This window comes from Paenibacillus sp. SAFN-117, from assembly GCF_051966115.1.
GTDB lineage: Bacteria > Bacillota > Bacilli > Paenibacillales > NBRC-103111 > Paenibacillus_L > Paenibacillus_L residui.
Genome location: NZ_JBQCLK010000007.1, coordinates 37,829 through 49,976, shown reverse-complemented (window position 1 = coordinate 49,976; position 12,148 = coordinate 37,829). Strand labels below are relative to the sequence as shown.

12 protein-coding genes are annotated in these 12,148 nt (G+C 47.1%); 5 read left to right on the top strand and 7 right to left on the bottom strand.

The genetic code is table 11. The features are described from left to right. Nucleotides 1-46: 46 nt before the first annotated feature. Nucleotides 47-241, bottom strand: a complete 195-nt coding sequence (locus ACTHRH_RS06545; RefSeq protein ID WP_010276592.1) for a hypothetical protein — start codon at nt 239-241, stop codon at nt 47-49. 240 nt (nt 242-481) lie between these two features. Between ACTHRH_RS06545 and ACTHRH_RS06540 the strand changes: the two genes are divergently transcribed. From ACTHRH_RS06540 to ACTHRH_RS06520, 5 genes are all read left to right on the top strand, one after another. After that, entirely contained in the window at nt 482-952 is a 471-nt protein-coding gene (locus ACTHRH_RS06540; RefSeq protein ID WP_010276595.1) for a hypothetical protein, read from the top strand. Nucleotides 953-969: 17 nt separating this feature from the next. Next, on the top strand, nt 970-1,575 hold the full coding sequence (locus ACTHRH_RS06535) for a TetR/AcrR family transcriptional regulator (protein WP_010276598.1): 606 nt from the start codon (nt 970-972) through the stop codon (nt 1,573-1,575). A gap of 339 nt (nt 1,576-1,914) precedes the next feature. Beyond that, entirely contained in the window at nt 1,915-2,904 is a 990-nt protein-coding gene (locus tag ACTHRH_RS06530; RefSeq protein ID WP_440414689.1) for a spore germination protein, read from the top strand. Nucleotides 2,905-2,916: 12 nt separating this feature from the next. After that, nucleotides 2,917-4,002 (top strand): GerAB/ArcD/ProY family transporter, encoded by a 1,086-nt coding sequence (locus ACTHRH_RS06525; protein ID WP_379290256.1) that lies wholly within the window; start codon nt 2,917-2,919, stop codon nt 4,000-4,002. After that, nucleotides 3,995-5,098, top strand: coding sequence for a Ger(x)C family spore germination protein (locus ACTHRH_RS06520; RefSeq protein WP_440414686.1), 1,104 nt, complete (start codon nt 3,995-3,997; stop codon nt 5,096-5,098). Before ACTHRH_RS06525 ends, ACTHRH_RS06520 begins: the two co-directional genes overlap by 8 nt. A 146-nt stretch (nt 5,099-5,244) precedes the next feature. Here the strand turns inward: ACTHRH_RS06520 and ACTHRH_RS06515 are convergent, their stop codons facing one another. The 6 genes from ACTHRH_RS06515 to ACTHRH_RS06490 all read right to left on the bottom strand — a co-directional run bounded on the left by ACTHRH_RS06515 (nt 5,245) and on the right by ACTHRH_RS06490 (nt 12,011). After that, the gene (locus ACTHRH_RS06515; RefSeq protein WP_440414684.1) at nt 5,245-6,195 is read right to left on the bottom strand and encodes a glucosamine-6-phosphate isomerase; all 951 of its coding nucleotides are present in this window, start codon (nt 6,193-6,195) and stop codon (nt 5,245-5,247) included. 23 nt (nt 6,196-6,218) lie between these two features. Then, entirely contained in the window at nt 6,219-7,037 is an 819-nt protein-coding gene (locus tag ACTHRH_RS06510; RefSeq protein ID WP_379290275.1) for a sugar phosphate isomerase/epimerase family protein, read from the bottom strand. Between the two features lie 94 nt (nt 7,038-7,131). Continuing rightward, nucleotides 7,132-8,448 (bottom strand): neutral/alkaline non-lysosomal ceramidase N-terminal domain-containing protein, encoded by a 1,317-nt coding sequence (locus tag ACTHRH_RS06505; RefSeq protein ID WP_440414682.1) that lies wholly within the window; start codon nt 8,446-8,448, stop codon nt 7,132-7,134. Between the two features lie 21 nt (nt 8,449-8,469). Continuing rightward, a complete protein-coding gene (locus tag ACTHRH_RS06500) occupies nt 8,470-9,354 on the bottom strand; it encodes a carbohydrate ABC transporter permease (RefSeq protein WP_379290264.1) in 885 nt (294 codons plus the stop codon). A gap of 22 nt (nt 9,355-9,376) precedes the next feature. Further along, nucleotides 9,377-10,285: an ABC transporter permease gene (locus tag ACTHRH_RS06495; RefSeq protein WP_379290265.1), complete on the bottom strand. Its 909-nt coding sequence runs from the start codon at nt 10,283-10,285 to the stop codon at nt 9,377-9,379. Nucleotides 10,286-10,379: 94 nt separating this feature from the next. Beyond that, nucleotides 10,380-12,011: an extracellular solute-binding protein gene (locus ACTHRH_RS06490; RefSeq protein ID WP_440414679.1), complete on the bottom strand. Its 1,632-nt coding sequence runs from the start codon at nt 12,009-12,011 to the stop codon at nt 10,380-10,382. Nucleotides 12,012-12,148 lie beyond the last annotated feature (137 nt).

Genomic DNA, 12,148 nt, shown 5'->3' with positions numbered 1-12,148 from the left:
CGTGACGTCAGTTGGCTCGTCATTTAACTAGACGGTAACCGATCGCTTATTCCTTTTTTGCCTCGGTTCCGTCACGATCATCCACTAATTTATCAAGCTGCTTATTGTTCATGCGAAACCCTCTGACGACGATAGTTTTAAGCTCTTCCAATTTCCGTTCCTGAATTTCAAGCCGCTTTTTCACGTTCCAATTAAGATTCCAGACTAAAATCGCGATGATGAGCAAAAGAATCTCTACCATGTTCTCACCTTACTTTTTTGTATAATTTGATATATTCCTATACCAGCCAAGACAATCGATCGTTTGGCTGCCAGTGATTCCAATCTTCCTCTTCGTTTCACTTTACCATATCATTTGCAGACATAATTAAGCTTTTCAACTGCAAATTGATTATTCGCATTGACAAATTTGATCGATCAGTATAGGATTTAATTAAATGATTAAATTTTTAATTGAATGACCAATCAAAGGGGTGCTTTGATGAGCAAACAAATTAATTTTCACGATTTCCCTCGCTCGTTTCAATTAGCCTTTCCGTTTTTAAGCATTATTTTGTCAGGTGCGTCGTTTTGGTATGTTTTTTATCTTGTTAACCAGGAATCGTTGCAATTTATACAATGGATCAGACTCATTATTTTTGCCCTCATCGGTGTCATCCTGCTCTTGTCTGCTATCATTTTCATTTTTCACAAAGCGTTAGCATGGAAAGGGTTCATTTTCGGGTTGTCATTACTTCCTGTATTATTGTGTTTACAGCTTTGCTTGTTTATTATAACTATTATAAGAATGCTGATTGGATCGATATTTCAAGGACAACTTCCTGAACCGATCCGGATGTTTATTGAAAATTATCCAAGTAAATACGATGTTGCGATCATTATTATACTCTTGATCGTTGGCTTTCTGGTGGTTATCAATAAGCTAAACAAAAAGAAAATGAAAAAGGACTAAGGCTCGGAGGAATGACAATGGGAGATCAGCCGTCTTTTATCGCTCAAGCAAGGAGAGAACAAATTATCAAGGCAGCGGTTGAAACTTTAAATGAGATTGGCTATGTCAATGTCAGCCTAGCTAAAATCGCAAAAAAAGCAAAAATCAGCGCAGGATTAATCTCCTATCACTTTCAGGATAAAGATGACTTGATCAATCATACGCTGGTATATTTGTTAAAAAAACAATATGAATATATTGAAGAAAAAGTGCGCACACAGCAATCTGCATACGACCAATTGATTGCCTTTGTTGGAGCATCTATAGATTACCAGGCTGCTCACAATGAGCATAATATCGCATTAATTGAAATTATTTTTAATGCGCGCACAGAGGAAAACGTCCCTTTTTATAAGGTAACCAATGACGATGAAGACCCGTTATATGCGTTATTACAGAACATTTTGGTCTACGGACAGAAGACACAAGAATTTTCCGAATTTAATCCTAAATACGCTGCAATCATGATCCAGGGAGCGATTGCTGAATCTATGCTGATAAACGGAGAATCCTTTGATTCGGAAGTTTATAAGCAAGTATGCATTGAAATGATCACTAGGATGATTAAACGAAACGGTACGTAGGAAAACTGGCAGCCGCACTGTAAACGGCTGCTTTTTTATATCATTGAAGTCGGTGTCATCGGATCACGCTTCATCTCAAGAGGTTCTTTATTAATTGCCAGCTTCATCGATGAAAAACCGGAAAAGCTGAGCACCCGGTTTTTCGGCTACGTTGCTAAAGGGTTTATGTTTAAATGCGATTAAACGTCTTACGAAAGTCTCCGAAGCGCTTTCCGATGAGCTAAAATGGTTTGATCGATATCTTCGTCCGAATGCGCCAGCGACATGAACATCCCTTCGAACTGGGACGGTGCGATCGAAACGCCTTCGTCGAGCATATTGTTAAAGTAATTTTTGAATTTGTCCAAATTGGAGGATGAAAAAGTAACCGTAGGCGAAATTACCAAAACGGAAGCCTATGTCCTTTACATCAAAGATATTGCAAATATGGACTATGTCCGGGAACTGACCGACAGACTTATAAACATCGAAACCGATGCTATTTATGATACTAATATGTTGATTCAAGTGATCGATGATAATCCGAATTCCATCTTCCCGCAGTTTCTGACGACGGAACGCCCCGATGCGGCCGTATCCAAATTGACTGACGGCAGAGTTCTCTGCTTTATAGATGGCAGCCCTTCGGTTATCAGTGCACCAACCTCCTTTTTCGAATTCTTTACTTCTTCGGACGATTATTATCAGCGATGGGTCATTGGCACCGCCACCCGGCTGCTAAGATATGTCTCATTTCTCATTACAATTACATTCACGGCATTGTATGTATCCGTCACCACCTTCCATTATGAAATGATTCCGGAAAATTTGCTGCTGTCTCTGACAGAATCAAGAAGCAAGGTACCGTTTCCGCCATTGATCGAAGCTTTACTGATGGAAACGACGATTGAGCTACTACGGGAAGCGGGGGCACGTCTGCCTACCAAAATCGGTCAGACGATCGGAATTGTAGGGGGAATCGTTATCGGACAATCGGCGGTTCAAGCGGGCTTTACAAGCAATATTTTAGTGATCGCTGTCGCGTCTTCCGCCATCGCCTCCTTTGTCATCCCGAGTTATGTCATGAGCGCCTCTATTCGTTTGATTCGCTTCGGTTTAATCCTGTTGGCCGGAATGTTGGGAAATTTCGGACTGGCGTTAGGCATTGCCTACATTGTTATCCATTTAAGCGGACTGACAAGCTTGGGTACTTCCTATGTTACACCGGTCGCGCCATTTCAAATAACGGATTGGAAGGATGTATTCGTTCGAGCTCCGTTCTGGGTTATTAAACGAAGACCGACACAATCCGATTCGCCGAATAAAGTGCGTAACAAAATGCGGAAATGAGGTAATTCCAAAGTGAAAGAGAAGCTGAGCTTTTTTCACGCAACCATCTTAATCTATATGTTCCAATCAGGCGTCGCTATCTTGGGTATGCCGAACCTATTGGCAAATTATTTTGGAACGAACGGATGGCTTGGGATTTTCCTTGTTTCCTTTATAGTATCCGTCAACATATTGCTCATATGGATAGTTCACCGGCTTGGCGGAAGCAGATCGGTATACGACATTTTGGAGCAATCCGTTCCGAAGCTCGTCCTCTTTCCGGTTTATTTGGCATTAGCTTTTCTGTGGGCTATGCTTGGATGCCTGACAACCAAACAGTACGTGTTAATTTTTCAAATGTTCTCTTTTCCTACTACCCCACCAATGGCCTTGAAATTATTAATGGATATTCTTGCTTTGTTATTAATTAGTAAGGGAATTTACGTGATTGCTAAAGCCGCGACTATTTTTTTCTGGCTCATCATATGGATGCTGCTGTTGTTACTTTTCTTCTTGGGAGATTTCGAATGGGCCAGATTGACCCCTTTTGTATTTAAGGGCGGGGAGAGCATACTCTCGGGAAGTCTGAATCTTTTCTTCGGTTACCTCGGGTACGAACTGAGTCTTTTTATTTTCCCCTATACGGACCGAAAAACAAAGTTTATAAAGGCGGTGTTCATCGCCAACATAATGATCACATTCGTCTATTTAATTACTTGTATTGTTTGCTTCGGTTTTTATAGTATTGATCAATTGAAAACGATCCAATATCCCGTCATTGACATTATGTCTTACATAAGGCTCCCGTTTGTGCAGCGTGTAGAAAATTTATTTTACGGATTCTTTATGTTTACAACCTTATTTTCTACAGTCATGTATGTTTGGGCGGCCAAAGAAGCTTGTCAGCGTATATTCCCAAAGACGAAACCGGGAGTGCTTGAGTTTATCATCCTGACGATTGTTTATTTCATCGGATTTATTCCCGAAGTCATGAACGAAGTTAGACAATGGCTTCAGACGTCGGGACATATCCAAATCGGTGTAGCATTCGGCTTCCCTATCATTGTCATTCTCGTATTACTTCTACAGCGTAAGAAAGGTGGAGTGGCAGATGGTTAAAAAATGGTTTGGCCTAACGATACTTTTGTTAACCATTCTTACCGGATGCGGAGACCAGCGTATTTTGGAAAAAGCAGGATTTATCGAGACGGAAAGCTTCGATTTGCTACCGAACGGGCAATTCCTTATATCCAATAGCGTTCCGATTACGGAACCGGGGGTTAAAACTCAGAGGAAAGTGTTAACCACTGAAGCGAAAAGCAGTAAAGAGGCCAAAGTTGAGTTTGCCAGACAGACAAGCCTGACCTTAGTGAACGGACAATTACGAAATCTGATATTCGGTGTGTCGCTGGCGAAACGGGGGTTATGGGACCAGTTTGATACATTTAGCAGAGACCCTTCCGTTTCTCCACATGCCAAAATAGCAATAGTCAATGGGAGTGCAAGCAGCCTGCTGGCCAAAGATTTCAAGCAGCACCCGCGTACAGATCAATACATTGATCGATTATTAACAAAAGAAGCGAAGGAGCACGCAATACCTAAAGTGACATTATATGAATTTACCAGGGATTTTCTAGATGACGGCATCGACCCCGTCGTCCCGGTCATACGGGAGGATCGGGATAATATTTCATTAGACGGTATCGGTTTATTTAAGGATTCTCGATATATCACCAAAATTGAGCCGGATGATGCGCTTATCTTCGGATTTCTCCGAGACAATGTCAAACGTGGTCATCTTGATGTGGAACTCGGACAGGCTGAAGGAGAAAACGAATTGGTAATGTTCAATTCCTTAACCTCCCGCAGAAATATAAAGGTAAAACGAACGGACTCGGGAAGTCCGGAAGTCGAAATCAACGTGAAAGTAAAGGGTTCCATCCTCGAGTATATTGGACCGCGTGATCTGAGCGAAGAAAAGAATCGAAGCAGCATCGAAACCATGATGTCTGATCATATTACCCGTAGGGCAAACAAAATGGTAAAACATATGCAGATGAATCGGGTAGATAGTTTAGGGATAGGCAAATACGTGAGAAACAACATGAGTTACGAAGCATGGAAAGCTATGGATTGGGAGCAGAAATACCCGGATGCAAAAGTCAAATGTAAAATCCGATTTAAAATAAAAGATACCGGTAAAATCGAAAAATAAAATGCCGCCCCTTCGACAAAAGTGGACAAGAGAGTAAATGGCTTCCGAAGCCATGAAGCAACCGGCCGGGAAACGATGAACGTCCCCGGCCAAGGATATACTATTGCTATTCGATAAGGCGGTATGGCAAAAAACTCCGGCCCCCTTCAATTTAATTCCGGCTTCAGCGGACCGGCCAACTCGTTCATGAAAAACAGCTTGCCGGGGAGAGTAGGCATGTAGGAGGAGGGCACCCATGGGTCCGCCCCATACCGCAGTGTCGTCCAGAGCGACATTCCCTGCCACATCATCCCCCTGCCGAGAATTCCGTCCGCTCCGCCAATCGCATAGTCGGCCTGCAGGAACAGTCCCGGCCCGATCGTATTAGCGTAGCAAGGAATCAGGGTAGTCCGGCTCTTGAAGCTTGTGATTGCGTTCTGCTCGATCGTCAGCGGGTGGAGACGGGCCCCTGTCCGATGCGTGCTTAGCTTCCATTCGTCTTCCGAGCTGTATTCCCCGGCATAATGCGGTTCCCAGAAGGCAATGTGGAACACTCTCCCTATTCCGTATACGACTCCAAGCTTCGCATTCACCGATTTTAGCTCCGCTATTTTCTCCGCGTAGGTCCCGATATTATCCCTGGTTGCGAAGTTTCTCTGCTGCACCGGGACCGTCAGCTCGCCCAGCGGCCCGTAGAAAGCTTTTTCCATGGCATACTGGAACGAGCCCGGATTGGAAGCCGGAAGCGTATTTCCGTCCGCATCGCTCCATTCATCCATGTTGAAGCCATGGACATGATCAGCGCTCACATTCCACATTTTCAGGAAGTAAACGGTCCACTTGTACATCCCCATAGGGCCGACCGGCAGGATCAAGGCCAGCGGCTCTCCGCGTTCTTTGGATGTTTTGATAAGCATGGCTATTTCATGGCCAAGATAGACGTTAAATTCCTCAATACTATGGCAGGCCACCGGCTGAAATTGCTCGTGCCAATGCGCCTGACGCTCAGTAATCTCTTCGGGGGAGTTTCCTATGCACCCCTCTATTTTGGCAAGATCCCAGCCCGAAGGCAGCCATTCTTCCATCATGGACCCTTTGATCGTCGTCAGCAGATTCATCGACATCACTTCCTTCGCATATTTTATTGCAGCCAGCCCTTCAGTTGGGCAATCGCCGCTTGAATATCCCTGGTCTGCTGCTCTCCCCAGATTTCCCTCTCGATGATCAGGTTTCCGTCCATTCCTATTTCCCGCAAGCGTCTTATCAGCTCCGGAAAATGGGCTTTGCCTTGACCGACGGGAACCTCCCGGCCCAGTTCATCCCCATTGGAGGGGTACATCCCGTCCTTAATATGGACTTCCCTCACATGCTTACCGATAACATCAAGTGCGTCTACAGGATTTCCCTTGCCATACATAATCAGGTTCGCCGGATCCAGATTTATGCCCACGTTGCTCATTCCGACGCGTTCAATCGTTCTCAGCAGCACCACCGGCGTCTCCTGCCCTGTCTCCAGCCAGAACTCGATTCCCAATCGCTCGCAATAGCTTGCAATTTCACGGATAGCTTCCACAACACCGTCATACTCCGGGTCCGTCAAGTTCTCCGGGATAAAGCCGCAATGGGTGACCAGAGCCCGAGTCCCTATCCAACCGGCAAAATCGGCCCACTTCTTCAACACTTTCATGCGCTCCTCCCGGTACTTGACCGGAACAATGCCGAGGGTAAGCGGCCCTTCCTTGAAGTCCCACACCTGTGGCTGGGGCAGCCCACCCCAGAAGGCGCTGATCGTTACACCGGCAGCCCCGGCATGACGGACCGTGTTCTCAGCGATCTCCCGAGTCGCCATGGACACATCCCAGCACATGAGCTGGCAGACGTTCAAGCCGAAATCGCTCATCTTGGCAAAACAGTCTCCCTCATTCGCCAAGTGGGTGATAACACCGATATTCATTGCCATGAATTTCACCTGTCCCTCCTATCGTATTCATTCCATAAAATACTATAGATCCGGGGCAGGACCAGGACATATTTATAACCGGTCAAGTCATTTATTAAGCATTGGTGCACTCCGCTATTTCCCGGATGGCTTGGCGAAGCATCGGTTCGATCTCCTCGGAGAAAGGCGCGGGCAGCAGGAAATAATGAGTGGACCAATAAGCTTCATAGCCGCCCTCTCCAATCTGTGCCGCGGTAGGAATATACCCGATCATTCCGTTCGTGTATCCTAGAGGCAGTACGCGCCCATTACAGGCTTCTTTCATGGCTTCTTTAATATAGAGGCCATACTCCACAACGACTTCCGCATTCATGGCGACAACGGACAAGCCCTCTGCCAAAGTTAAGGTGACGACGTCCAGCGGCCTCTGCGGCTGCAGGCGGGGAGGGCATTCCAGCAGCTTCCTGCTCCATTCCCCGATGACCCCGGGCTCATCCATCCGCTTCACAAGCTCCTGAGCGGAGGGCGGGTTCTGCAATGGGGCGGACAGCGTTACGATGCGGGCTGTCAGCGGACAACCCTCCAGCCGTTCCCACTCTCCGTTCATCGCCCCGAGGACATCGCCGGCGAACTGCTTCGCTATTCGCGTCACTTCATCGTCATTGCCTTTCAGGATCAGCTCGCCGTCGGCGCCCGCCGGGTTGATATCCCCGCAGCAGCCCTGCAAATAAGCGGAGACGACCCCTCCCCCCAGCGTTTGTTCAATCGTATCCATGGCCGCTCCGCAAAATTCGGAAGACACCCAATTTTCCATATTAGCGACAGGATGACAAGCGAAATGAACAAGCAGAGCTTTCGTTTCCCCTGTCAGAGAACGGTAACGGACCAACTGCACTTCAGAGTCATGCGGCCCGTCCGGATTCGCCTTGAAATCACATTGTCCGTCCACCATCTTCCGGCGGTTGATGCCTATATCGCTGCGCCCTCGTATAAATTCCACATGTACGGCCTCCCGGTCGGCCATAGCCTGCCCGATCCCCTCCAATACAAGAGCCTCCAACTCCACTATATAGCGGAGATCCGCTTTGCCCAGTAAATCGGAAAATTGGGTGCTCGTCTGGGGCCCGGAGTGCGTATGGGTGCCATGAAGCAGGATCGAATCTTCCGGAATGCCCCACTTCTCATGAATTTGCAATTTAAGCTGAGGTACCCGCTCACTGCCCCACCAGATCAAATCCGCAGACACTAACAGCGCCTGCGTCTCTCGTCCGTCCCCGTCCATATGGCGATAATAAAAGATCCGGGCGTACAGCGGATGAGTTATCCCCTTGCAGCCCCCGTCTTCACTTCGCAAGCTGAATCCGGCAAGAGGCACACTATGCTGCGGGGTAATATCGATTTTCGAGGTTCCTAACCAAAGCTTCGTTTCCATCCTCAATCCTCCTAGTATATGTCAGCCTTTCACCGCTCCGACCAGTTGGCCGTGAATGAAATACTTCTGAACAAACGGGTAAATCGCAATAATGGGCAAGACGGTCAGCATCAACGCCGCCATCTTGATATTCTGGGGGTGTACCCGGTCCTGCCCTTTGATCATGGCCTCTTGCGAGAGCTTGCTGGCCGATCCGGAATCTATCAGTATGTCTCTCAGATGATATTGTAAGGTCCATAATTCTTTATCACGGATGTATATTAATACGTTAAACCATTCATTCCAGTAAGCAACGGCGCTGAATACCGTAAAAGCCGCTATCATCGGCAGAACCATCGGGAAGATGATACGTGTAAGCATCACCAGTTCCCCGGCTCCGTCAATTTCGGCGGATTCCATAATTTCCTTATGCAGCCGGTCAATCACATTTTTGAAGACGATAATGTAAAAAACGTTACATATGCTGGGAAGAATGAGCGCCCAATAAGTATTCGTCAGGCCCAGCTTTGTGACAACCAGATAAGTCGGAATCAACCCGCCGTTGAAAAACATCGTCAATAGAATGAAATGGAAGAAAAATTTTCTGCCGATCAAATGTTTATGGGAAAGGGAATAGGCCGCACTGATCGAGAACGCAATGACCAGAACCGTATTCACGACCGTCAGCATGACGGTATTGGCGAAAGAACGAAGGAAGGAAGCATTGGCCGCCAGCTTGATATACCCGTCCAGGTTGAACCCTCGGGGCCAAATGCCGATATTGCCTTGGACAACCTCTTGGTAGCTGCTTAGAGAGATAGCCATCGCATTGAAGAACGGGACAATAACGGAGAGGCAGAACAGCCCGAACAAAGAGTAGTTAAAGATATTAAAGATAGTTCTGGAGGTTGATTTGTAAACAATCATAGTTATGCCTGCCTTTACTAGGTTAATAGAGCCCTGTACCGCTCAGTTTCTTGGAGACCCGGTTTGAAACAACCAACAGCACAAATGCCATTACACTTTGAGTCAAGCCTATCGCAGTCGTTAAACTATATTGAGATTGTTCCAACCCCACCCGGTATATATAGGTGCTGATAACTTCAGATACGTCATACACCAATGGATTTTGCAATAAAAATACCCTCTCGAAGCCAATGCCGAAAATGTTCGCGAGCTGCAGCAAAAACAGCAGCGTAATCATAGGAACCATCGCAGGCAGCGTAACATGAATCGCCTGCCGGAAACGGCTGGCTCCATCGATCATCGCCGCCTCATACAGGCTGCTGTCAATGCCGGCAATAATGGCAAAATATAAAATCGCGGACCAGCCCACACTTTTCCATATTTGCGCTATGACTGCAATGGCACGGAACATTTCTTTCTCGGCCATAAAGTAAATCGGATCGATTCCGAACGCCGATTTCAGGAACATATTGAGCAAGCCGTCCGCAGGGGACAGCATCTGATGAACCAGCCCGGCGACGACAATCCAGGACAGGAAATGGGGCAGATAAGAAATGGTCTGCACTATTCTCTTGAAGCCTCGGGCGAAAATTTCGTTAGCCAAAAGCGCAAACAGAATCGGCGCCGTAAACCCGAATAGAAGATCATAAAAGTTCAAGATGAGGGTATTTTTCATAACCGACCAAAACTTGGCATCGTTAAGAAAATAGGCGAAGTATTTCAAACCTGCCCAATCGCTGCCAAACACGCCTTTATACACGGAATAATCCTTAAAGGCGACAATGACGCCGTACATCGGAATGTAGTTGAAGAAGAACAAGGAAATAAGGGTCGGCGCTAGAAGCAAATAGAGGGTGATAAGGGATCGGGTGCGTACTTTTCGCTTGGACATCTTCCCCGCCATATCCTCCTTCCTTTAATAGACTGAGGCGCCCGCTTTGAGCTATGGAAGCGAAAGGGCACCTTCGATATAAAATCAATGAGCTTTACCAGCCGGCATGCTTCACGCCCTGGCGGATAAGCATTTCTTTGTTTTCATCCAGATATTTCTGCATCGGACCGTAGATAACATCGCGGAATTGAGCTTCCCATTGCTTCACCCGCTGATCGAATTGTTCCATCGTAATCTTGCCCATGATCGCCTCGACCGTAAAGCTGTTGATCGCCAGCCGGGCTTCCGAAGCCTTCAATACGGCTTCATCCGGCGCTACATAGCCGGGCAGCTCTCCGATTCCGTTCTCCCTTGCGATTTGGTCCATTGCGTATATGCTGTTATATACCTCGTCCGTATACTTATCCCCGAGAGCCAGTCTATGAGAAGCGACTTTGGCATCCTGCCCTTCGAGAAAACCGAACACTAATGCCAAATGAAGTGACCAATAATCCTCTGTCCCGGGTCCGATCTTATCCGTAGGAACCCGCTTTCCGTCAACGGTATTATAGGTCACGCCTTCGCCTTCGTAGCCCCAGAAGATGGATTCGTATAATTCGTCCGAGGCGAAAGCTTCGATTACCTTCCATGCTTCATCCGGATGTTTGCTGCTCGAAGAAATGTACAAACCGTGTGTAATGATGGGAAGCCCCATCTTCGGCTCGGCATATTTCTTATCTTTCAACACTTTCGGATATTCCTTCAGCGGAGGCGCAAACAGCCACTTAACCTCTTTGGCGTGAGGAGGCAGCGATTTCTCCGTCTTGTAGTACACCGCCCCGGGAGCGATCTGATCCGCGCTGTTCACCTGCAGCAATACCGTGTTGTTAATAACCTTCTCATTGTATCTGGAGTCGTCGGTCGTCGCGAATTCGGGATCCAGCAGTCCCTGGTCGTATAAATCTTTCATAACCAATGTCGCTTCCCGGAATTCCGGCAGAAGGACGTTGGGAATGATTTCTCCGTCCTGAATTCGCCAACCGTAGGGAACCGCCCCGTACCAGAAATAAATCACGCTGCCTCCGCCCGTGAATACATTATCACCCGATGCCGCATTGGACATGATGACGGCGTCCGGGATCTCCTTCTTCACGACCTTGAAAAATTCAATCCATTCGTCAACCGATTTGGGCCATACCCCGTTATTATATTTATCGATGAGTTCCCCTCTCATCATGTTCACACCCGAGCCCTGCGGACCGGCCTCCCAGGCCATCGGTATCCTCCAATACTTGCCGGTGACCGGATCTTTGGCAAATTCCATCATTTCCTTCGTAATATACTTCTGCACCTGCGGGGAATTGTCGTAGTATTCCTTCAAGTCGATGAAGGCGCCTTGTCTGGCGGCCCGGTAGGTCTCGTCAACCAAATAAGTCTGAACCAAATCGGGCATCTTGCCCGAAGCCAGCATAAGATTGAATCGGGTTGGAAAATCTGCGTAGGAGGGAACCTCCAGCTTCAGGTCTACACCCGCTTGTTCCTTAACGATATTAATAAACTTGTTGTTCTCCGGATCGACTCCTTCGGGATGGGGCAGTCCGGAATCCCCCATGAACATGGAAATGGCCACCCTGCCTTTGTTATCCGAATCTCCTTCATTCGAAGAGGGATCTTTCGAGCATGCGGCGACAAACAGGATCAGTACGGTTATCATAGACAAAAAGATACGATTGGTTTGTCTACCCATCGTTGATCAGCCCCCAATTTTTCACAACGGTTGTAAGCGCTTACTAATGGTTTGTGCCATACAGCCTCACGATATAATTACTTCTGAGGCAAGTGAATATCAAACCGGTTCGTTTGCATCACTGGCCTCAGATGAAA